Genomic DNA, 21297 nt, shown 5'->3' with positions numbered 1-21297 from the left:
CATGGAATTTCAGGGAAAACGTTGAGCAAATGCTGCTACCGACTCAGGTATGGCCGAAGTTTCCGACCACACCCCATCTGGATGGCTGATTATCCGGTCTGCCATTTTCCGGTGTGTGTGACAAAATCGGGTGGCCGTTAACCTCATGCGCCGCGGATATCACTTACCCATGGATTTTCATCTTTTACGGACATCAAGTTTTGCCGGCCTTCCGCAGCAGCGTGGAAATCTCGCGCATGAGTGATCGTCTGCGGGCCCTTGTCGGTGCGGCCGTTCTCATGGCTGTGGTCGATGCCCAAGCTCTTTCGATCGGAACGGCGCGCGGCGATGCGGTCGTCGGCCAAGCCCTGGACCTCGGCTTCGACCTCGCGCTCGATGCCGGCTCGGATCCGGCCTCGGCCTGTGTCTCCGCCGACGTTTTCTACGGTGACACCCGCGTCGATCCGTCGCGGGTTCGCGTGAACACCAGGCCGGGTTCGCAGGCATTGCAGGCTTCGGTACAGATTTCCAGCAACGTTCCGGTCAACGAACCGGTTGTTTCGGTGGTCCTGCGTGCGGGTTGCAGCCCGGCGGTTTCACGTCGGTTCGTGATCCTGTCCTCGTCTCCGATCGAAGCGACCAGTGCTGCTGCAGCAGAGGTGAGACCTCTCGTTTCGTCCGGTGCGGTTCGACCTGCATCCCCGTCGATTTATTCCGTTCCGCTCCCTGCCGCGCGTTCCGTCGTTACCGCACCCGCGTCAGCGTCGGACGGCATTTCCAGAGAAAACGCCAGGACCGCCAGACGTATTGAGTCCGCTAAACGCGCGGCGTCACCGGCGATGTCAACGGCGGCGGTAACACCGACGGCTCCGGCGGCTTCGCGGGGCGCCCGTCTGGAACTGCAGTCCCCTGCCGACTGGCTGCAGGAACAGGTGCTGCCATTGAGGGTCTCGTCCGATATGACCGGCCCGACGCTGACGACCACGGCGGAACAGCGTGCCGCTGCAGCCGCCCTGTGGCGGTCACTGGGCGGCGTTGAAGGCGTTCCAGTGTCGGACGTCGATTCCGAACAGCGTGTGCTGGCACTCGAAAAGCAGGTAAAGACGCTGCAGAACAGCGCACGTATCGCCCGCAGCCGCGAAGCGGAGCTGCAGGGGCAACTCAGCCAGGCGCAGAGTTCCAGCGAGACATTCTGGATGGCGCTGTGGGCCGCGCTGGGTTTGCTGGCAGTGGGAGGCGTCGTGGGCGGACTGGTCGCCTGGCGTCGAAAAGGCGGCATGCCTTTGCGCTGGCGCAAGCGTGCGGAAGCGTCGGTGTTCGGCGCCGATGCCGTCACGGCGTTTGGTGAGGGTTTCGTCGACACACAGCCTGCGCCAGTGGATTTCTTGTACCCCCTGGAGGAACCGGTACTGCAGTCGCAGTTTCCCGACAACGCCGTGCCTGCGCCCGCCGCCAGGCAGGCTGCGCCCGGCGTCGATGGCGTTCAGCAGGGTGCGTCCGCTTTTGTTGCCTCTCATCTGCCGTCGGAACAGCCGCCGGCGCAATTGAATTCGGCCGAAGCGGCCATGCGGGCGGCGCGCCAGTTGCGTAATGGTTCGGCTAACGAACTCGCGGATGTGCAGCAAAACGCCGATTTTTTTGCTTCTCTCGGTCAATACGAACAGGCAATCGAGTTGTTGCAGGAATACATAGCGTTGCACCCGGGCACCAGTCCGGTGGCCTACCTCGACCTGCTCAAACTCTTCCATACGCTCAGTGAGACGGAGCCGTACCGCAAGCTGCGCAACGACTTCAATGCCGTATTCAATGCAGATGTGCCGCCATTTGCCGGTTTCCAGAAGGCGACGAAAGACCTCGCTTCGTATAACGATGTGTTGCAACGCATAGCGCAGGTATGGACGCTGCCGGAAGTGCTCGACCTCATAGAGTCCCTGCTTGTGCGTCACATCGGCGAGGGCGCTCATCCGCCGTTCCAGCTTGAAGCCTATCGTGAACTGCTTCTGCTGTATGAGATCGCGAAGATCGAGCATGGTGCGAGTTCTGGCGTGAAGCTGGCTGTTCCGCCTGCTATTGCTCCATCGCTTGCCCCAGTTCCGGCACCTGCAGCTGCGCCCTCCGCAATGGCCGAGACCGCGGCGGTGGCGACTGCAGTCACCATGGTTGCGCCGACTTTCGCCGCTGCCGCGCCGGAAGCAGCACAAGAGACCAAGCTGGATTTCGAGTTCGAGCCGGAAGAAACCTCGTTCGGCAGTCCGGGGCTTGATCTGGGTGTTCCCTTGGAGTTTGGCATTTCGTCCGATCCCACGCAGGATCTTCAGGTTTCGTTCGACGATCTGGCCATTCCCGACACCGAACTCCCGGGTCGTAGCTCACCGGAGGCGGCGGCCGACCCTCACATCATCGATTTCGACATGTTCGATGTTGCCTTGCCGCCGATCGACAAGGAAACCAAACGCTGACGCGGACGCCGGTCCGCTGCAGTCGTTTCAGCGGCGGACCTGCAGCGCGCCAGGGTTCAGGATGTTGGTCGGCGAACCCTTGATGTAGTTCACCACGTTCTCGAACGCTGCGCCGAAATACAACTCGTAGCTGTCCTGTTCCACATATCCGATATGCGGTGTGCAGACGCAGTTTTCCAGGCGCAGCAGGGCGTGGCCCTGAAGCGGCGGTTCCGCTTCGAAGACATCAACGGCACCCATTCCGGGACGGCCCCGGTTGAGCGCGGCGATGAGCGCATCGGTTTCAACCAGTTCGGCACGCGATGTGTTGACGAACAGTGCTGTCGGCTTCATGCGTGACAGATCGTCAAGCGTGATGCTGCCGCGGGTCTCTTCGTTCAGCCGCAGATGCACAGACACGATGTCGCATTGCTCGAAGAACTCCTGGCGCGTGGACGCCACCTGGTAGCCGTCTTCCAGCGCCTTGGCGCGCGAACCTTCTCGGCCCCAGATGCGTACGTTCATGCCGAACGCGCGACCATAGCCGGCAATCAGTTGGCCGATGCGGCCATAACCCCAGACGCCCAGCGTCTTTCCCCTCAAGACCATTCCGACCCCGAAGTTGGGAGGCATGGACGCAGCGCGCAATCCGGACTGCTGCCACGCACCGTGCTTCAGGTTGGCGATGTATTGCGGTACGCGCCGCATCGCCGCCATGATGAGCGCCCAGGTCAGTTCGGCCGGTGCGACTGGCGAGCCGACACCTTCGGCGATGGCGATGCCGCGCTCGGTACAGGCCTCTACATCGATGTGCGGTCCAGCCTTGCCGGTCTGCGCGATGAGCTTGAGACGGGGAAGTTTTTCGACCAGTTGCCGGCTGATCTGCGTGCGTTCCCGTATCAGCACGATGACGTCGGCGTCCCGCAGCCTGACCGACAATTGGCCGATGCCTTTCACCGTATTGGTGAATACCTTTGCGGAGTAGGGGTCCAGGCGGGAGGCACACGGCAGCTTGCGCACCGCATCCTGATAGTCGTCGAGGATCACGATATTCATCTTCGTGATTGTGCCTCGCTACAACGCGGTCTCACGACGGCGCGCTCCGCAAAAACGTGAGTTTTGGTCTGCTGTGTTCAGTTGCTGTTGGCTCTCGGGTCCATCGTGCGCTGGGCCTCGCGGGCCGCGAGGCGATCAAGTTCGGCGCATACATCGGCCATGCGGCCCGATATGACCATGCGCCCCGCACATTGGCGCGAAGTTCCGTCCACCACCTTCAGCACCCGGAGCGCTGGGCGGTTTGGCGGGGAAGGCATCACGATTTCAGCGGCTGGCGGTGGTTCGATACCTGCCCCTGTTGCGGAGATGAGGGCGTTTGAAGAAAGAGGCACCCGGCGCGCGAGCCAGCCGGTGAGCGGAGCCATCCAGTGCCTGCCCGATCGCGGACGCAGCGCCGCGCTGGCGCTGGACGACATGACGGAAACCAGGGAAGAAGCGGCAAATCCCATGTGAAAACTCCTGGGCGACTGGCGCTACGCCATCGCAACGGTGGTTGTCGGACACAGGCAGGATTCAGGAAAGCAAAAACCGCAGCGCGAGGGTTGCCGGGGGGCTTCGCTTCAAACCGAAGCCCCCAACCGAACGCCCGCCACCTCTCGCCGCGGCTTGTGACTACATCAGCATGGTGTTGCGGATGAGACCAACGGCCAGGCCTTCGATTTCGAAGGCCTCGTCCGGGGCCACCATGATGGTGGGATAGTCCGGATTCTCGGCATGCAGTTCGATGCCGCGGGCGGTGCGCTGGAAGCGCTTGACCGTGACCTCTTCACCCAGCCGGGCCACCACGATCTGGCCGTTGCGGGCCTCGCGTGTGGATTGCACGGCCAGCAGGTCACCGTCCATGATGCCCGCATCACGCATCGACATGCCTCGCACCTTGAGCAGGTAGTCAGGCCGGTGCTGGAACAGACTGCCTTCGACGTGGTACGTCTGGTCGACATGTTCCTGCGCCAGGATGGGCGAGCCCGCCGCCACCCGGCCCACCAGCGGCAGAGCCAGCTGGGACAGGCCCGGGATGGCCAGCATCAGCTGCTGCGCCCGGCTGGTGGTGGATTGCAGTGCCGCACCGGCAGAATGCGTGTTCTTGAGCCGGATGCCGCGCGAGGTGCCGCTGACCAGGTCGATGACGCCCTTGCGCGCCAGGGCCTGCAGGTGTTCTTCGGCTGCGTTGGCCGACTTGAAACCGAGTTCTGCAGCGATTTCGGCGCGCGTGGGCGGGGCACCGGTTCTGGCGATGGCGTTCTGGACGAGTTCCAGAATTTGCTGCTGGCGCGCGGTAAGTTTGACGGGGGAAGGCAGGTCGATCATGGCAACTCCGGTAAGCGGGCTGTCTGGATATCCAGTACCTGTATTTTTAAACAGTTTTTTCGCGCTGGCAAGCACCGGCGTTGTGTGAATCGATGAAAATTGTCGTTTTAGGGATGGGCGGGACGATTGCGGGTGTGGGCGATGCTTCGGCGCCGCGCGGTTATCGGTCGGGCGAGGTGTCGGTGGATGCGTTGGTGGCAGGTGCGGGTCTGCCGTTGGCATTCGAGGTGCTGACCGAGCAGGTCGCGCAGGTCGACAGCAAGGACATGGACGGAGCTCTCTGGTTGCAGCTTGCGCTGCGGGTGGCTCACTGGGTCGCACAAGACGACGTGGCCGGCGTGGTGGTGACCCACGGTACTGACACACTGGAAGAAACGGCGTACTTTCTGTCCGCCACGCTGTCCCCTGCAAAGCCGGTGGTGCTGACGGGCGCGATGTATCCCTCCACCCACCGGACGCCCGACGGTCCCGGCAATCTGCGCGATGCATTGATGGTCGCAGCGCATGCTGACTTGCGTGGTGTCCTGGTCATGTTTGCCGGCCGCCTTTTCACGGGGAGCGAGGTTCGAAAGGTGCACCCGCTGCGCCCGGATGCCTTCGAGGCCGGTGATGCTGGTGCGTTGGCACGCGTGGAGAACGGGAGCGTGCTGCAGGAACGCCCATGGCCGATGTCGGATGCAGCCTTTCAACCCAAGGCCCTGGCCGGGCTGGAGGCCTGGCTCGCCGCCCGGCAGCCGTTGCCGTGGGTGGCGTGGATCACCAGCCATGCGGGCGCGACCGGTGCAGAGGTACACGCTTTGCTCGCCGCGGGCGTAAAGGGTCTGGTGGTGGGCGGTACCGGCAATGCCAGCCTGCACCATCGGCTTGAAGAGGCACTCGCGGAAGCAAGATCGCTGGGCGTGCCGGTGGAGATCGGCAGCCGATGCAGCCTGGGGGATGCCGAATCGGTGGTGCCAGGCTCGGCGGAGGCTGCACTGCCGCCCGCCAAGGCCAGGATCGCGATGCAGCTGCGGCTGATCGCGTCTTGACGGGGCTGCTTTAGCTCGACAGGGCTTCGAAGGCCCGGGCGGTGATCTGCTCGACAGAACCTACGCCGCTGATCTTGCGGTACTTGGGCGCGGCCGCAGGGTCCTGCGCTGCCCAACTGGAGTAGTACTCGACCAGCGGACGGGTCTGGGCGCTGTAGACGTCCAGCCGTTTCTGCACGGTCGCTTCCCGGTCGTCTTCGCGCTGGATCAGGTCTTCGCCGGTCTGGTCGTCCTTGCCTTCCACCTTGGGCGGAGCGAATTTGAGGTGATAGGTGCGGCCCGATGCAGGGTGCGAACGGCGACCGCTGATTCGTTCGACGATGTCGCTGAACGGCACGTCGATTTCGAGCACGAAGTCGAGTTTGACGCCGGCGGCTTTCATGGCGTCGGCCTGGGGAATCGTGCGGGGGAAGCCGTCGAACAACACGCCCTTAGCGCAATCGGGCTGGGCGATGCGTTCCTTGACCAGGTTGATGATCAGGTCGTCGCTGACCAGTCCGCCGGACTCCATGATGGCCTTGGCCTGCAGGCCCAGCGGCGTGCCGGCCTTGACTGCTGCGCGCAGCATGTCGCCGGTCGAAATTTGTGGGATGGCGTATTTCTGGCAGATGAAAGCAGCTTGCGTGCCTTTACCGGCGCCCGGCGCGCCCAGCAGAATCAGTCTCATGAAATTCCTCGAATAGTAAAAATCTGTGGCACCGCTGGCCGCACACACTCCCGTGAAGGGGGTGGGCATGGTGCTCTCGCTTGAGTCGAGAATAACATGCACACCTTTCGCGAAACCTTCGCGCCCCAGAGGCAAATGCCCCGGTTTGCCCTAGGTCAGCAGCGCCCTGACACGCTTCAGATCTTCCGCCGTGTCGACGCCCCCGCCGGGTGCTGCTGCTGTTACAAATACAGCGATCCGGCGCCCGTGCCATAGGGCGCGGAGCTGTTCGAGTGCTTCGGTGATTTCCAGAGGAGCCTGTTCGAGGTTCGGAAAAGCCCGCAGGAAACCCACACGGTAAGCGTAGATGCCGACATGCCGCAGTGGTGCTGGCGATGGCAGGACCGCTGCGCCCGGCTGGCTGCCGTCACGTTGCCAGGCGATGGGCGCGCGGCTGAAATAGAGCGCAAGGCCGCTGCGGTCGCACACCACTTTCACGACATTGGGGTTGCAGAAGTCATCGAGCGAATGGATGGGGTGCGCAGCGGTGGCGATGTCGGCTTGCGGACGTTCATGCAGCAACTGCGCGACCGACGCGATGAGCTCGGGCGGCATCAGCGGCTCGTCCCCCTGCACGTTGACGACGATGGCGTCGTCCGGCAGGCCGAGCAGGTCGCAGGCTTCGGCCAGCCGGTCGCTGCCGTTGGCATGGTCCGGCCGGGTCATCAGCGCCTCAATGTCGTGCTGGCGGCAGGCATCGACAATGCGGCGGTCGTCGGCCGCCACGACCGTGCGCGCGGCGCCGGATTTCAGCGCCTGCCGCGCAACACGCACCACCATCGGCAGGCCGCCGATGTCGGCCAGCGGTTTGGCCGGCAGGCGGGTGGAGGCCAGGCGTGCCGGAATCAGCACGGTGAAGGCCGGCGTGGTGGCGCCTGCAGCCATGGTCACAGGCCCAGCTCTTCGTCGCTGAGCGTGCGTGCCTCGACTTCGAGCAGGATGGGAATGCCGTCGCGGATCGGGTAGGCCAGGCGGGCGCTGCGCGACACCAGTTCCTGGCGTTCCAGGTCTACGATGAGCGGACCCTTGGTGACCGGGCAGACCAGCAGTGCGATGAGTTTGCTGTCCATGGGCGAGAGCTTGGTTTTGATGAGAAGGAAGGGATACGGGACGCTGCGCCCTCAACCGGGGTGGCGCGCGCGGGAGGCGGATGATAGCCGGGCATCGACCAGCCGGTCGAAGTAGGCCAGGAAGTCCGGCGCCAGGCTGAACTCCAGCGGCACCGCCAGCGCATCGGGCCGCAGGCGCCAGAGCTTGACGGCATCTTTCTCGGTGCACAGCAGGGTGGTGCGCGGGCCGATGCCGGCGACGGTCGCGACGGTCGCCGCATCGGTTGCGAAGTCGGCGTGGTCCGGCAATGCATGTGTTTCGGACAGCGCCATGCCGCGCTCCTGCAGCATCTCGAAGAAGGCTTCCGGGCGGGCGATGCCCGCCACCGCGGCGACCGGCCCGGTCTGGCCGAGCGACACCATCGGCACCAGCCGGCCGTCGTTGCCGATGGCTTCGTCGGCCAGTTGCCGCTCGCCGCGGAATCCACCAAAGGCCGGCTGCTGCCCGGTGTGCAGCACCATGTCGACCGTTCGTGGCCAGGGTTCACGCAAAGGCCCGGCCGGCAGCAGCCAGCCATTGCCGGCGCCACGGTCGTCGAACACGCAGATCTCGATGTCGCGGGCCAGCGCGACATGTTGCAGCCCGTCGTCGCAGACCAGCACCTGGACCTCGGGATGCAGAGTCAGCAGCCGTTGCGCGACGGCGGTGCGATTGCGGCCGACGAACACCGGCGCGCCGATGCGCCGGCGAATCAGCAGCGGTTCGTCACCCACCGCGACCGGGTCGGATTGCGGTTGCACTTCCAGCCCTTCGTCGTCGTCGCCTGGCGGAGGTTTGCGTCCGTAGCCGCGCGACACCACACCGGCCACGATTCCGCGTGCGGCCAGGTGTCCGACCAGGGCCATCACCACCGGCGTCTTGCCGGCGCCACCGGCGATCACATTTCCGACCACCACGACCGGTACCGGCAGGCGGGTAGCCCTCAGCAGGCCGAAGCGGTAGGCGGTCTTGCGCGCCGCCCACACGGCGCGATAGATCTGGGAAACAGGCCACAGCAGGCGGGCGACCGGCCCGCGTTGCGACCATTGCGCCAGCAGGCGGCGGGCCGGCGTCTGGCCGGTCACCGTGCGGTGGAGCCCGAGGCCGGGCGCTGGGTGGCAAAGGTGATCTGGCCCAGTCCGGCCCGACGCGCGGCTTCCATCACCGTGATGACACTCTGGTGCGATGCATTGGCGTCGGCGCTGATCACCACGATGCTCTGCGGTCCGGCCTGGGCGGCGACGGTCAGCGCCTGGCTCAGGGATTCGACTGCCGTATTGGTGACGCGCTGGTTGTTGACGGTCATGCGACCGTCGCTGTTGACGGACACCCGCACTTCCTTGGGATAGTCGCGCTGGGCCTGGCTGTCGGCCACCGGCAGGCGCAGCTGGATCTCGGTGAAGCGGCTGTAGGTGGTGGACAGCATCAGAAAGATGAGCACCACCAGCAGCACGTCGATGAACGGGATCAGGTTGATCTCCGGTTCGTCGCGTTCACCGGCGCGGAAATTCATGCGCGAACGGGAGCGGAAGTTCAGGGCCATGCGGAATATCGCCTTCGATCAGCCGCGGCGCATGTGCGTGATGTGGCGCACGAAACGTTCGGCCGCCAGTTCCAGCGTCAGCAGGTGCGAATCGACCCGGCCACGGAAGTAGCGCCAGCAGATCAGCGAGGGAATCGCCACGATGAGGCCGAAAGCCGTGTTGTAGAGCGCGATAGAGATGCCCTGCGCCAGTTGTGCCGGGTTGGTGCCGCCGCCGGCTGCCGCCGTCTGCGAACCGAAGATCTCGATCATGCCGATGACGGTGCCCAGCAGGCCGAGCAGCGGCGCGGCCGAGGCGATGGTGCCCAGCGCGCCCAGGTAGCGTTCGAGCCGGTGCGCGACCCTGCGGCCGGCTGCCTCGATGGCCGAACGGAGGTCTTCCTCGCTGCCGCCGGGCTGGCTGTTGATCGAGCGGAAGCCTGCCGCCAGCACTTCTCCCAGGGCGGAGTTCTGCTCCAGTTGCACGATCACGTCCATGGTGGGAACCGTGCGGTTCGACACCGCGATGGCTTCGTCCAGCAGGCGCGGCGGTGCCACCCTGGCGGTGCGCAGGCTGATCGCCCGTTCGAAAACCAGGGCCAGGGCCACGATCGAGCAGACCAGCAGCGGCCAGATCGGCCAGCCAGCCGCTTGAATGATGGAAAACAAGAACGATCCCCCGTGTCTTTGACGGCGGCGATTATCGCCCACGCCCGTCGGACGCCAGCCGTAGGCGGGTGACCGGACGGCGGCGCCCCGGGTTTCCTGGTGGCATCTTGTCACGGGCTGAGAGCTTTCATGGGCGCTGCCTACAATCGTCGTTCCCCACAACGAATCCCTCAGAGGAAACATGGAACATACCCTGCCGCCGCTGCCGTACGCGATCGACGCGCTCGCTCCTGAATATTCGAAGGAAACCCTCGAATACCACTACGGCAAGCACCACAACGCCTACGTCGTGAACCTCAACAACCTGCAAAAGGGCACGGAGTTCGAAACCATGTCCCTCGAGGACATCATCAAGAAGTCGTCCGGCGGCATCTACAACAACTCGGCCCAGATCTGGAACCACACCTTTTTCTGGAACTGCATGGCCCCGCAAGGCGGCGGCGAGCCATCCGGTGCCCTGGCCGAAGCCATCACCGCGAAGTGGGGCAGCTACGCCTCCTTCAAGGAAGCCTTCGTCAAGTCGGCCGTGGGCAACTTCGGTTCGGGCTGGACCTGGCTGGTGAAGAAGACCGACGGTTCGGTAGACATCGTCAACACCGGCGCAGCCGGCACGCCTCTGACCACCGCGGACAAGGCGCTGCTGACGGTCGACGTCTGGGAACATGCCTATTACATCGACTACCGCAACCTGCGCCCGAAATTCGTCGAGACCTTCCTCGAAAAACTGGTCAACTGGAAGTTCGCCGAAGCCAACTTCGCCTGACCAGGGTTCTGGCGAACAAAAAAGGGCCGGACTTTTGTCCGGCCCTTTTTTTGTCCGTCCGCTCGATCCGCCGGGCTTATGGTTGCGTTGTGGGCTGCGCCAGGTCGGCGCTGACACCGAACGATACGCGGAACGCATGGTTGAAGATGCGGGCCCACATATTGCGTTTTTCGGCCTCCACGGTGTCGTCGGTATAGCTGTCGGCTGCGATCCAGTGGGCCAGGTCGGTGGTGTGGCGTACCACTGTCGGGTGGGAGTCGCTGCGGCCGAGAACAATTTCCGTCGTGTTCAGGTAAGCCTTGCGTATCGTCGTCAGTACGGCGTTGCGCGGTATGGCGATGTTCTCCTGGTCGCTGGCAAGCAGGGTGTGCGGCAATACACGGTGCAGGCGTTCCGGCTCGTGCAGCCGTGGAATGGAAACACAGGGAAAGGTCTTCACCAGGTCTTCCATGTTCGTGAACTGGACCAGCCCCATCGACAGGCGGGCTGCATCGACGGGGTCGGCAGACAGTTGAGGCAGGCGGGTAGCGGCCGTCGCTTCGAACTGTTTCAGGTCGTCCAGGGCCTTGTGGCGGGCGCGGATGGCCTCCTGGCCAATGAGCGGGTAACGCGGCGGCACGAACGCCGGTCGGTGTCCGCTGCTTCGGGCTGCGGCCGGATCCGAATCGCCAGGTCGGGAGGTCGGAGACAAACGGCTGCGTTCCCCGGCCGCGACAGCGCGGGCGTCTTTCTGGGCGTCTGCGATGGCCTCGTCGAGCAGTTGCTTCTGGCGGGGCACCAGCGGGAACACCGGCGGCGCCCGCAAGGCTTCGTCCTGCAGGAAACCCAGGAGATCGTTGGCCCGAAAGTTCAACGCCGCCTCGACTGCCGTCGCACTCACGCGGGCGCGCTCCATACGTTCCACGACGGTAGGTGTGGCGAGCTGGCGTTTCGCCTTCGTCAGCCGGGAATCGAGCAGCTCCGATGCCTGACGCATGGCGTCGAGAGCGGCTCCGAGTTGCCGGAGTGTGCGGTCGTCCATGCCCGCGGCCAACAACTCGCGCATGGTGGCCGTCCGCCACTCCGCGAGTGCGCCGTCACGCTGGGGCAGGGCGCGGAGCTGTGCCGAATGCCATAGGGTGACGTACTGGATCAGGATGTCCTTCGGCGGATGTCTCGACAGTGCAGCCTGCTCCCGGGTTTCGATTGCAGTGGGTGGCCGGGGAAGACGTGCGGCGGCCCTGGTGGCTTGCGCAGGTTTTACTGGCTCGAAGTGCGGGCCTGCCAAAGTGGCCGGCACGACATCCAGCAGCGCGCGCAAGTCATCGCCCATCACCATCGCCGCCCTGCGTCCCCGCCGAGGCCACACCGCCTGCGGGTCGTCGGCGTCATCGTCGTTTTCGTCGTCGTATTCGGTGAAAACGCCGGAAGAAGGGTCGGGCTTCAGAAGGTCGGCACGATGCGATGTTTGCGGACCCCGCAAGGTCTGGGCGGGCCAGCCGAGCACTGGAATTGATGCGTTGGCATTGAAGAGCCGATGGAAGAGTTGCATGCCGGTGCCTCGAGTGGGAAAGGCCCCAGTCTGGGCGGCGCAAGGTGGCGGGCAGCGACGCATGCGAACCGGCCTAAGCACGCCCGAACGACACGGCCGCCGAGGTGACCGGCATCGCTGCTCCGACGATTGCCTGTCGGTTTTACGGTTCAGCGCCGGGCTTCGAACGGCGGCCCGCCGATACGGGTGCCGGCCTTGAAGCCCTTGTGGGCAAACCAGCCCTGGTTCATTTCCAGCACGAAACGCACCGGCTTTGCCGAGCAGTGCGAGTTGGTGGTCTGCGGCGCCATGTCCACCACGTTGACGATGGTGCCGTCGTCGGCGATGAAGGCGGCGCTCAGCGGCAGGATGGTGTTCTTCATCCAGAAGCACTGTTCGGCCGGCACGCTGAAGGCGAACAGCATCCCTTCCTGCTGGGGCATCTCGCGGCGGAACATCAGCCCGATCTCGCGCGATTGCGGGGTCTGCGCCACCTGCGCATCGATGCGGTACATGCCGATCGTCAGGTCGACACGCGGCAGGTTGGTCTGCGGCGTCTCCTGGGCGTGGGCCAGGCTGGCGCAGAGGGTGACGACGGTGGCGACGAAAAGGTGCCGCAGGGGAGAAAACAGAGTTTGCATCGCGGAGACGCGCCGTGCGCGAACGGTGAAAAGCCGAAGACGGCGCATTGTGGCCCAGCCAAAAGAAAAGCGCCCCGCAGGGCGCTGACGGATGGCAGCCCGGCGGGCTGCTTATTTGGCCATGGCCTTTTCGGTATGTTTCTTCATGTGCTTGGTGTGGGCCTTCGGGGTGGTCTTCTTGACATCGCCCTTGGTGCCGTCACCCATCGGTACGGTGCTGGCACCAGTGGTGGCTGCGGTCGGCGCTGCGGGCGACTGCGCGAAAGCGCTGGAGACGAGGAAGCCGGCGATCAGGGTTGCGAGGAGTTTCTTCATTTTGCGTTCCTGTGGATTTCTCGAAAAGACCGCCTTCCAAAAACGGAAGGTCTCATCGCAACGCCCTCCGCAGGCCCGCGGTTGACAGGGCGACGGCTCATTTTTCGGACATAAAATCTTCTGGCTGAACCCTGACTGCCGTTTCCCGGTTTTCCAATTTTCTCCCCCATTCCGAAAGACATTCGCCCCATGTCCTACCAGCACATCCAGGTGCCTGCCCACGGCGAAAAAATCACGGTCAATGCCGACAGGACCCTGAACGTTCCGGCCGAGCCGATCATTCCGTTCATCGAAGGTGACGGCAGCGGCGTCGACATCACGCCGGTCATGCTCAAGGTGGTCGATGCTGCGGTCGAGAAAGCCTACGGCGGTTCCCGAAGGATCCACTGGATGGAGGTCTTCGCCGGCGCCAAGGCCGCGAAACTGTACGGGGCGGATGTGCTGCTGCCCGAGGAGACGCTTCAGGCGGTGCGTGACTACGTGGTGTCCATCAAGGGACCGCTGATGCTGCCCACCAGCGGCGTCGGTTCGCTGAACGTGGCACTGCGCCAGAAGCTCGACCTGTATGTTTGCCTGCGTCCGGTGCGGTATTTCCCGGGAGTGCCCACGCCGCTGCGCGAGCCGGAGAAAACCAACATGGCCATCTTCCGCGAGAATTCGGAAGACATCTACGCCGGCATCGAGTTCGCATCCGGCAGCGACAAGGCAAGGAAACTCATCGCCCTGCTGCGTGACGAGTTCGGCGTCAACAACATCCGATTCCCAGAGACCTCGGCCATCGGCGTCAAGCCGGTGTCGGTCGAAGGCACCGAACGGCTGATGCGCAAGGCGGTGCAATACGCCATCGACCACGACAAGCCCAGCGTCACCATCGTCCACAAGGGCAATGTGATGAAGTTCACCGAAGGCGGTTTCCGCGACTGGGCCTATGCCCTGGCCGAGCGTGAATTCGGCGCCGAGCCACTGGACGGCACGCCTTACATGCGGATGAAGAACCCCGTCACCGGCCGTTTCATCACCATCAAGGATTCGCGCACCGACGCCTTCCTGCAGCAGATCCTGCAGCGGCCGGCCGAGTTCAGCGTGATCGCCACCCTCAACCTCAATGGCGACTACATCTCCGATGCGGTGGCCGCGCAGGTCGGCGGCACCGGCATCGCGCCGGGCGCCAACATGAGCGACACCATCGCCATGTTCGAAGCCACCCACGGCACCGCACCCAAGTACGCCGGCAAGGATTATGTGAACCCGGGTTCGGAAATCCTGTCCGCCGAAATGATGCTGCGCCACATGGGCTGGACCGAAGCCGCCGACCTCATCATCTCGGCCATGGAAAAGGCGATCCAGAGCAAACGGGTCACCTATGACTTCGCCCGCCTGATGGAGGGCGCGATCCAGGTCAGCTGCTCCGGTTTCGGCCAGGTGATGATCGACCAGATGGGGTGATTGCCGCCGGTCAGCGCACCGCGTCGCCCATGCGGAATCGGTGCGTGGCCTTGTTCAGTTGTTCCATCAGGCTGGCGTCCAGTTTCAGGCTGGCCGCGGCGATGGTGGCGTCCAGCTGCTCGGGTTTGCTGGCGCCGAGCAGCGGTGCGGTGACGGTGGGCTGGGCCATCACCCAGGCCACGGCGAGCGATGCCAGGGGAATGCCGGCTTCGTCGGCGATGCGTTCCAGTTCACCGACCGCATCGAATGCGTTGTCGTTCCAGTAGCGGTCCTGGTAACGGCCGGCGGCGGTGCCCAGGGTGAACCGGGTACCGGCCGTGGGCGCCGAGCCCTTGGCGTATTTGCCGGTGAGCAGGCCGCCGGCCAGCGGGTTGTACGGAATCACCGCCAGGCCTTCTTCGGCACACAGCGGCAGCAGTTCACGTTCGATCTCGCGGAACAGCAGGCTGTAGCGCGGCTGCACCGATACGAACTTCACCGTGTTCAACACTTCCGACCGGCCGATGGCCCGGGCCAGCCGGTAGGCCAGGAAATTCGATACGCCCACATAACGCGCACGGCCCGAACGCACGATCACGTCCAGGGCTTCCAGTGTCTCGTCCAGCGGCGTGTCGGCATCGTCGGAATGCAGCTGATACAGGTCGACGTAATCGGTGTCCAGCCGTTTGAGCGAGGCGTCGACCGCGTCCAGCAGGTGTTTGCGGGACGCTCCCCGGTCCCAGGCCGACGGCCCCATCACGCCGACCGCCTTGGTCGCCAGGATGTGGTTCGCCCGGCGTCCGGGCGAAGCCTTCAGCCAGCGGCCGATGATCTCTTCGGTGCGGCCGGCGGTGCCGGTGTCGCCGCCCAGCGGATATACGTTGGCGGTGTCCAGGAAGTTGATGCCGGCGTCGGTCGCCTTGTCCAGGATGGCCTGCGCCACCGACTCGTCGGTCTGCAGGCCGAAAGTCATGGTGCCCAGTGCCAGGCGGGAGACGGTGAGGCCGGTGCGGCCGAAGCGTATGGTGGGAATGCTCATGGATAGTGGCGGGGCCGTTGAGGGTTGATCTCTGCGACGATACCCGTCCCGCCCGTTCTGCCCATCGCGGCATACCCGAAAACACCATGATCGACCTGTATTACTGGACCACTCCCAACGGCCACAAAATCAGCATTTTTCTGGAAGAGGCGGACCTGCCCTACCAGCTGCACGGCGTGAACATCAGCAAGAACGAGCAGTTCAAGCCCGACTTCCTGAAGATCGCGCCCAACAACCGCATTCCGGCCATCGTCGACAAGCAACCCGCCGACGGCGGCGCGCCGCTGCCGATGTTCGAGTCCGGCGCCATCCTGCTGTACCTGGCCGAGAAGATCGGGCGATTCATTCCCGCCGACATCCGTGGCCGGCAGGAAGTTTCGCAGTGGCTGTTCTGGCAGATGGGCGGACTGGGACCGATGGCTGGCCAGAACCACCATTTCGGCACTTTCGCGCCGGAGAAGATTCCGTACGCCATCGAGCGTTACGTGAAGGAAACCGCCCGCCTTTACGGTGTGCTGGACCGGCGCCTGGCCGACCGTGAATTCGTGGCGGGCGATTACTCCATCGCCGACATGGCGATCTATCCGTGGATCGTGCCGCACACCCGCCAGCAGCAGGACCTGGCCGACTTCCCCAACGTGCAACGCTGGTTCGAAACAATCAGGGCGCGCCCTGCGGTGCAGCGTGCCTATGCGCTGGTGGAGCGGTTCCAGCCCAAGGCCTGATCCAGCCTGCGCGAATCAGATTCTTGCAAGTCTTTGCGCAAGGCCTACTGCCAGGTCTGGACGGCACCATCGGAGCGCAGTTGAATGCGCAATGACCTCTGTTTTTTCCCTCGCGGTTTCGCCGCGTTGCCGCCTGGCTTTGCTGTGCGCACCGCTCTGGCTGGCCGCCTGCGCAAGCGATTCGGGCTCCGGCTCCACACCGTCTCCTGCCAGCCTTCCGACCGATTGGCGCTGGTTGGGCCGCGTTGGTTTTCTGGGCAGCCCGGCCGAGTTGACCGAGCTTCGCAGCCAGGGCCGGGCGAGCTACCTTGATCGGCAGCTCGCGTCGTCCGGCACCGATGCCCCGGCCCTGGCCGCTCAGATTGCGGGCTTGCCGCTCGTCGGCGGTGATGAAGCCATCCGTGCCGTGCATCAGGAAAACAGGCGCATCAACCAGTTGGCCGATGCCGACGAAAAACAGAATGCGCGTACCGAGCTCTACCGCGCGGGGGCCGTGGCGAGCACCGCCGTCCAGCGTCGTTACCTGCTGCGCGCGCTCTATTCGCAGACGCAGTTGCGTGAGCAGATGACCTGGTTCTGGATGAACCATTTCAATGTCCATGTGCCCAAGGGGCAGATCCGCTGGACGGTGGGCGACTACGAGGACCGGGTGATCCGTCCCCGCGTCTTCGGCCGGTTCGAAGACCTGGTCATGGCCACGCTCACATCGCCGGCCATGCAGGAATACCTGGACAACGCGCAGAGCGCGGCCGGCAAGATCAACGAAAACTACGCCCGCGAGCTGATGGAACTCCACACCCTGGGCGTGTCCGGCGGTTCGAGCGGTTCGAAATACACCCAGCAGGACGTCCAGGAACTGGCGCGTGTGCTGACCGGCGTCGGCATCGAGCAGCCCACCGGCGCGCCGCGCATGAACCCGCAGCGCCAGGCGCAGTACGTGCACGATGGTTTGTTCGAGTTCAATCCCAATCGGCACGACTTCGGTCCCAAGACCTTCCTGGGCCAGCGTATCGAAGGCAGCGGCTTCGGCGAGACACGGCAGGCCATTTCACTGCTGGTGCGGCAACGGTCCTGCGCGATGTTCGTGTCGCAGAAGCTGGCCGTGTATTTCGTGTCGGACCGCCCGCCGCAGGCGCTTGTCGATCGCATGGCGGATCGGTTCCAGCAGACCGGCGGCGACATCGGGTCGGTGCTGAAGGTGATGTTCCTGTCTGCGGAACTCGAGGCTGCGATGGTCGCGCCCGAGCGAAAGTTCAAGGACCCGATGCAGTTCGTGATCTCTTCGATGCGGCTGGCCTATGTCGACCGCCAGCCGACCAACATGACGCCGATGATCAACTGGCTTCAGCAACTCGGCGAGCCGCTCTACGGCCGGCAATCGCCCGATGGTTATCCGCTCATCGAGTCGGCCTGGGCCAGTTCCGGGCAACTGGTGCGGCGGCTGGAGATCGCACGCGCCATCGGCAGCGGGCCGGGAGTGCTTTTCGCCGAACCCGACGCGCCCGCCGGCAGCCGGCCGCCGTCGGCCGGGTTTCCGTTGCTGACCAATCGCCTGTACTACGACCAGATCGAGCCGCAGCTGGGCGCGGACACCCGCCTGGCGCTGTCGCAGACGACATCGCCAGGCGAATGGAACGCAGTGCTGCTGTCGTCTCCCGAATGGATGCAGCGATGAACTTCACCGGAATCGACGGAGGCAGACATGGATCGACGTGAACTCTTGCGCAGGCTCGGCCATCTGGCCGCGGCGGCCGCAATGCCGGTGGCGTCCCGGGCCTGGGCGCTGCCGGCCAACCAGACAGATGCACGGTTCCTGCTGGTCTTCCTGCGCGGTGCCTATGATGCCAACAGCCTGTTGGTGCCCATCGTCAGCGACTTCTACTACGCATCCCGGCCGACCATCGCCATCCGGCGTCCGGCGGTGGCCGGGGCCGACCCGGATCCGCAGGCCGCGCTGCTGTTGAACGGGCAGGGAGCCGACGGCTGGGGCCTGCATCCGGCGGCCGCTGAAAGACTCATGCCCCTGTGGCGGCAGAAACAGCTGGCTTTCGTGCCTTTCGCCGGCACCGACGACCTGTCGCGCAGCCATTTCGAGACGCAGGACAGCCTGGAAGCCGGCCTGCCGATCGCCGGCGACCGGTCCGCACCCGGCACCGATGCGGCGTCCTTGCGCGGCAGCGGTTTCCTCAACCGGCTGGCCGGCGCGCTCGGTTCCAGGGTTGCGCCGGTTGCCTTCACCGACGTGCTTCCGGCATCGATGGCCGGGCCGGTGAACATCGCCAACGTCTCGCTGCGCGGCAGTACCAGGGCGCCCTTCGACGACCGGCAAAGTGCCCTGTTCGCGCAGATGTACCGGGAGACGCGGTTTTCGGCCGTCCTTACCGAAGGCCTCGAACTGCGCCAGACCGTGGCCCGCGAAGCCGCCGCAGAGGACGGCCGGCAACGCGAGATGGAAGCCGCCAGTCGCCGTGCGGTCAGTGCCAGGGGCTTCGAGCAGGAAGCCCGGCGCATGGGCCAGCTGATGCGCGACCGGTTCAATCTGGGTTTCATCGACGTCGGCGGCTGGGACACACACGTCAACCAGGGCGGCGCGCAGGGGCAACTGGCCAACCTGCTGCAGAACCTGGCCGGCGGGCTGAGCGGGTTCGGTGAGGAAATCGGTCCGGCCTGGAGCAAGACCGTGGTCGTGGTGGTTTCAGAATTCGGACGGACCTTCCGCGAAAACGGCACCCGCGGCACCGACCACGGCCACGGCAGCTGCTACTGGGTGGCCGGCGGGGCGGTCAGGGGCGGCCGCCTGGCCGGCGAACAGGTCGCGGTGGTGCCCGGCAAGCTGAACCAGGACCGCGACTTCCCGGTGCTGAACGAATACCGGGCCGTCATCGGCGGCCTGCTGCAACGCATGTACGGACTGGACGCAGCCCGCGTGGCGCAGGTGTTTCCGGGCATCAGGCCGGTCGACCTCGGCCTGGTCTGACGGGGCAGGTCAGCCGATGTCGAAGTGGTGCAGGTCGAACCGGCCCTTGCGCCGGTCTTCGAAGAAGTGCCTGAGCGTATCGCGGACCGTATGGAAAGCGATGTCTTCCCACGGAATTTCCGCCTCGGTGAAAAGCCGGGCTTCCATGGTTTCATGTCCCGGATCGAACCGATCGGACAGCAGGCGCGCCCGATAGAAAAAGTGCACCTGACCCACCTTCACCACGTTGATGACGGTGAACAGGTCCTGCATCGCGATCTCCGCGCCGGCTTCCTCGTCGGTCTCGCGGGCGGCGCCCGCGGCGGTGGTTTCGCCCAGTTCCATGAAACCGGCGGGCAGCGTCCAGAAACCCCGGCGCGGCTCGATGTTGCGTTTGCAGAGCAACACCCGGTCGTCCAGCCAGGGCACGGTCCCCACCACGTTCAGCGGGTTCTCGTAATGCACCGTATGGCAGGCCGGGCAGATGGCGCGCTGCCGGGTGTCGCCGTCATCCGGCAGCCGGTAGACGACGCCGGTGCCGCATTCGCGGCAGTGGCGGATGGGCGGGCGTGGGCTCACGGGCGAATGCTCAGGCCTTGGCCGAGGTGATGGAGAAATGCTCGACGGTCGGCGGGCCGGCGAAGAACGGACCGACGATGGCGCGCCATTCGGCGAACAACGCCGAATTGCGGAAACCCTCGGTATGGGCTTCCAGTGTTTCCCACTCGATCATGAGCACGAAACGTTCGGTCGATTCGATGCCGCGGACAACCTTGGCATTCAGGAAACCCGGGGCCCTGGCGATCACCGTGGTCAGGCCGCGGTGGATGGCTTCTTCGAATTCGGCGTGGCGGCCGGGCGCGATGCGGATGTCTGCGTGTTCGAGAATCATGGAAATGCTCGTTGTCCTGGAATGAAGTGTTTTGCAAAAAACAGCATGTCTCGGGCGCTATGCTCGATCGCCCAAGACTCTACAGCCACTTCGCTCCACCGGTGGCCCCGCCGATGAACATTGCCTCGCTTCGTCTCGCCGCCCCCGGCTGGCTCCTGCCTGAATGGCCGGCTCCACCCAATGTCGGCGCCGTGTTCAGCAGCCGCGCTGGTGGCGCGTCGATCGCGCCCTTCGACAGCCTGAACCTGGGCGACCATGTAGGCGATGACTCGGCGGCGGTGGCCGTCAACCGCCAGCGCTTCGCGGCGGCGATCGGGGCCGAGCCGGTGTTCATGCGGCAACCCCACGGCACCCATAGCGCCGACCTCGACTTGTGGACAGCGGGCGAACAGCCGTCGGCCGACGCTTGCACCACCGCCATAGCGGGAAGGGCCTGCACGGTGATGGTGGCCGACTGCCTGCCGCTGCTGTTCAGCGATCTCCAGGGTCTGGCGGTGGGCGCGGCCCATGCAGGATGGCGGGGCCTGGCCGCAGGTGTCATCGAATCCTGCGTAACCGCCCTGCGCGACCGCCTTGGCGATCCGGCCGCGCCCGTCCTGGCCTGGCTGGGGCCCTGCATCGGCCAGCCGGCATTCGAGGTCGGCGATGACGTGCGGCAGGCGTTCTTGCAACACGAGGCGGGGTCCGCGGCATGTTTCGAAGCGGGCGCGGCATTGGGTAAATGGCAGGCAGACCTGGCCGGCCTGGCGCGTCGCCGGCTGACGCTTGCCGGTGTGGCAGGTGTGTACGGCAACGATGGCGGCGCGGCCTGGTGCACCGTCAGCAATGGTTCACGTTTCTTCTCGCACCGGCGTGACGCGGCCCGGCTCGGCAGCACCGGGCGCATGGCCGCCAGCATCTGGCTGGCCGGACCGGGCAGCTGAACGCGCTGCCTTTCCGTCCGCCTCCCGACGCCGCATCGCCCGGCGCCGCAGCGGTGCGCCGATCAGGTACATCACCGGCAACAGCGGCAACACGCCGTAAAGCGTGAAGGTGACAAGGGCGCCCAGCACCGTGCCGTTGCTGGCGGTGGCTTCGGCCACGGCCATCATCAAGGCCACATAGATCCAGGCGATAACCACGAGGTACATACAATCATTTTCGATGCATCATGATGTCGGCCACGCAGGCTCCAAGCCTTGCCGACCGACCCATGCAAGGCCGTGAACGCAGATGAAGAGACACATGGATTCTGAC

24 protein-coding genes are annotated in these 21297 nt (G+C 64.9%); 8 read left to right on the top strand and 16 right to left on the bottom strand.

The annotated features are described in order from the left end of the window. Nucleotides 1-236: 236 nt before the first annotated feature. Complete coding sequence (locus tag AC3ANW_RS15200; protein WP_488341682.1) at nucleotides 237-2438, top strand: type IV pilus assembly protein FimV; 2202 nt, start codon at nucleotides 237-239, stop codon at nucleotides 2436-2438. Nucleotides 2439-2465: 27 nt separating this feature from the next. Here the strand turns inward: AC3ANW_RS15200 and AC3ANW_RS15195 are convergent, their stop codons facing one another. The 3 genes from AC3ANW_RS15195 to lexA form a co-directional block, all read right to left on the bottom strand. Beyond that, nucleotides 2466-3473: a D-2-hydroxyacid dehydrogenase family protein gene (locus AC3ANW_RS15195; protein WP_488341681.1), complete on the bottom strand. Its 1008-nt coding sequence runs from the start codon at nucleotides 3471-3473 to the stop codon at nucleotides 2466-2468. 77 nt (nucleotides 3474-3550) lie between these two features. Continuing rightward, nucleotides 3551-3922, bottom strand: coding sequence for a hypothetical protein (locus AC3ANW_RS15190; protein ID WP_488341680.1), 372 nt, complete (start codon nucleotides 3920-3922; stop codon nucleotides 3551-3553). Nucleotides 3923-4085: 163 nt separating this feature from the next. Continuing rightward, on the bottom strand, nucleotides 4086-4781 hold the full coding sequence (gene lexA / locus AC3ANW_RS15185) for a transcriptional repressor LexA (protein ID WP_488341679.1): 696 nt from the start codon (nucleotides 4779-4781) through the stop codon (nucleotides 4086-4088). Nucleotides 4782-4873: 92 nt separating this feature from the next. Here lexA and AC3ANW_RS15180 point away from each other — a divergent pair, with 92 nt between their 5' ends. After that, nucleotides 4874-5809, top strand: a complete 936-nt coding sequence (locus tag AC3ANW_RS15180) for an asparaginase (RefSeq protein ID WP_488341678.1) — start codon at nucleotides 4874-4876, stop codon at nucleotides 5807-5809. A gap of 10 nt (nucleotides 5810-5819) precedes the next feature. Here the strand turns inward: AC3ANW_RS15180 and adk are convergent, their stop codons facing one another. The 6 genes from adk to AC3ANW_RS15150 all read right to left on the bottom strand — a co-directional run bounded on the left by adk (nucleotide 5820) and on the right by AC3ANW_RS15150 (nucleotide 9795). Then, nucleotides 5820-6476, bottom strand: coding sequence for an adenylate kinase (gene adk, locus AC3ANW_RS15175; RefSeq protein ID WP_488341677.1), 657 nt, complete (start codon nucleotides 6474-6476; stop codon nucleotides 5820-5822). A 150-nt stretch (nucleotides 6477-6626) separates the two neighbouring features. Then, a complete protein-coding gene (gene kdsB, locus AC3ANW_RS15170; protein WP_488341676.1) occupies nucleotides 6627-7400 on the bottom strand; it encodes a 3-deoxy-manno-octulosonate cytidylyltransferase in 774 nt (257 codons plus the stop codon). 2 nt (nucleotides 7401-7402) lie between these two features. Continuing rightward, complete coding sequence (locus AC3ANW_RS15165; RefSeq protein ID WP_488341675.1) at nucleotides 7403-7585, bottom strand: Trm112 family protein; 183 nt, start codon at nucleotides 7583-7585, stop codon at nucleotides 7403-7405. A 51-nt stretch (nucleotides 7586-7636) separates the two neighbouring features. Then, nucleotides 7637-8689, bottom strand: a complete 1053-nt coding sequence (gene lpxK, locus AC3ANW_RS15160; protein WP_488341674.1) for a tetraacyldisaccharide 4'-kinase — start codon at nucleotides 8687-8689, stop codon at nucleotides 7637-7639. Further along, nucleotides 8686-9117 carry an ExbD/TolR family protein gene (locus AC3ANW_RS15155; protein ID WP_488345437.1) on the bottom strand — a complete coding sequence of 144 codons (432 nt, stop codon included), beginning with the start codon at nucleotides 9115-9117 and terminating at the stop codon, nucleotides 8686-8688. Before AC3ANW_RS15155 ends, lpxK begins: the two co-directional genes overlap by 4 nt. 48 nt (nucleotides 9118-9165) lie before the next feature. Beyond that, complete coding sequence (locus AC3ANW_RS15150) at nucleotides 9166-9795, bottom strand: MotA/TolQ/ExbB proton channel family protein (RefSeq protein WP_488341673.1); 630 nt, start codon at nucleotides 9793-9795, stop codon at nucleotides 9166-9168. 181 nt (nucleotides 9796-9976) lie between these two features. Between AC3ANW_RS15150 and AC3ANW_RS15145 the strand changes: the two genes are divergently transcribed. Next, on the top strand, nucleotides 9977-10558 hold the full coding sequence (locus tag AC3ANW_RS15145) for a Fe-Mn family superoxide dismutase (RefSeq protein ID WP_488341672.1): 582 nt from the start codon (nucleotides 9977-9979) through the stop codon (nucleotides 10556-10558). A gap of 76 nt (nucleotides 10559-10634) precedes the next feature. On the opposite strand, the gene AC3ANW_RS15140 is transcribed toward AC3ANW_RS15145, so the two are convergent. The 3 genes from AC3ANW_RS15140 to AC3ANW_RS15130 all read right to left on the bottom strand — a co-directional run bounded on the left by AC3ANW_RS15140 (nucleotide 10635) and on the right by AC3ANW_RS15130 (nucleotide 13024). Beyond that, the gene (locus tag AC3ANW_RS15140) at nucleotides 10635-12089 is read right to left on the bottom strand and encodes a hypothetical protein (protein ID WP_488341671.1); all 1455 of its coding nucleotides are present in this window, start codon (nucleotides 12087-12089) and stop codon (nucleotides 10635-10637) included. Nucleotides 12090-12238: 149 nt separating this feature from the next. Beyond that, complete coding sequence (locus AC3ANW_RS15135) at nucleotides 12239-12709, bottom strand: DUF192 domain-containing protein (protein ID WP_488341670.1); 471 nt, start codon at nucleotides 12707-12709, stop codon at nucleotides 12239-12241. Nucleotides 12710-12820: 111 nt separating this feature from the next. Continuing rightward, complete coding sequence (locus AC3ANW_RS15130; RefSeq protein WP_488341669.1) at nucleotides 12821-13024, bottom strand: hypothetical protein; 204 nt, start codon at nucleotides 13022-13024, stop codon at nucleotides 12821-12823. A 189-nt stretch (nucleotides 13025-13213) separates the two neighbouring features. Between AC3ANW_RS15130 and icd the strand changes: the two genes are divergently transcribed. Beyond that, nucleotides 13214-14470 (top strand): NADP-dependent isocitrate dehydrogenase, encoded by a 1257-nt coding sequence (gene icd, locus AC3ANW_RS15125; protein WP_488341668.1) that lies wholly within the window; start codon nucleotides 13214-13216, stop codon nucleotides 14468-14470. A gap of 10 nt (nucleotides 14471-14480) precedes the next feature. On the opposite strand, the gene AC3ANW_RS15120 is transcribed toward icd, so the two are convergent. Continuing rightward, complete coding sequence (locus AC3ANW_RS15120; protein WP_488341667.1) at nucleotides 14481-15488, bottom strand: aldo/keto reductase; 1008 nt, start codon at nucleotides 15486-15488, stop codon at nucleotides 14481-14483. An 86-nt stretch (nucleotides 15489-15574) separates the two neighbouring features. Here AC3ANW_RS15120 and AC3ANW_RS15115 point away from each other — a divergent pair, with 86 nt between their 5' ends. From AC3ANW_RS15115 to AC3ANW_RS15105, 3 genes are all read left to right on the top strand, one after another. Next, nucleotides 15575-16213 (top strand): glutathione binding-like protein, encoded by a 639-nt coding sequence (locus tag AC3ANW_RS15115; RefSeq protein ID WP_488341666.1) that lies wholly within the window; start codon nucleotides 15575-15577, stop codon nucleotides 16211-16213. Nucleotides 16214-16304: 91 nt separating this feature from the next. Continuing rightward, nucleotides 16305-17888, top strand: a complete 1584-nt coding sequence (locus AC3ANW_RS15110) for a DUF1800 domain-containing protein (protein WP_488341665.1) — start codon at nucleotides 16305-16307, stop codon at nucleotides 17886-17888. A gap of 27 nt (nucleotides 17889-17915) precedes the next feature. Then, nucleotides 17916-19190 (top strand): DUF1501 domain-containing protein, encoded by a 1275-nt coding sequence (locus tag AC3ANW_RS15105; RefSeq protein WP_488341664.1) that lies wholly within the window; start codon nucleotides 17916-17918, stop codon nucleotides 19188-19190. A gap of 9 nt (nucleotides 19191-19199) precedes the next feature. On the opposite strand, the gene AC3ANW_RS15100 is transcribed toward AC3ANW_RS15105, so the two are convergent. Together AC3ANW_RS15100 and AC3ANW_RS15095 are read right to left on the bottom strand one after the other, a co-directional pair. After that, nucleotides 19200-19748 carry an NUDIX hydrolase gene (locus AC3ANW_RS15100; RefSeq protein ID WP_488341663.1) on the bottom strand — a complete coding sequence of 183 codons (549 nt, stop codon included), beginning with the start codon at nucleotides 19746-19748 and terminating at the stop codon, nucleotides 19200-19202. 10 nt (nucleotides 19749-19758) lie between these two features. Beyond that, nucleotides 19759-20061 (bottom strand): antibiotic biosynthesis monooxygenase family protein, encoded by a 303-nt coding sequence (locus AC3ANW_RS15095; RefSeq protein ID WP_488341662.1) that lies wholly within the window; start codon nucleotides 20059-20061, stop codon nucleotides 19759-19761. A 113-nt stretch (nucleotides 20062-20174) separates the two neighbouring features. Between AC3ANW_RS15095 and pgeF the strand changes: the two genes are divergently transcribed. Then, nucleotides 20175-20984, top strand: a complete 810-nt coding sequence (gene pgeF, locus AC3ANW_RS15090; protein ID WP_488341661.1) for a peptidoglycan editing factor PgeF — start codon at nucleotides 20175-20177, stop codon at nucleotides 20982-20984. Here pgeF and AC3ANW_RS15085 read toward each other — a convergent pair. Then, nucleotides 20892-21191, bottom strand: coding sequence for a hypothetical protein (locus AC3ANW_RS15085; protein ID WP_488341660.1), 300 nt, complete (start codon nucleotides 21189-21191; stop codon nucleotides 20892-20894). The two genes, pgeF and AC3ANW_RS15085, sit on opposite strands and share 93 nt — an antisense overlap. Nucleotides 21192-21297 lie beyond the last annotated feature (106 nt).

The sequence above is a fragment of the Xylophilus sp. PBN-3R genome, from assembly GCF_057747805.1.
This window is presented reverse-complemented; position numbering and strand designations above follow the sequence as displayed.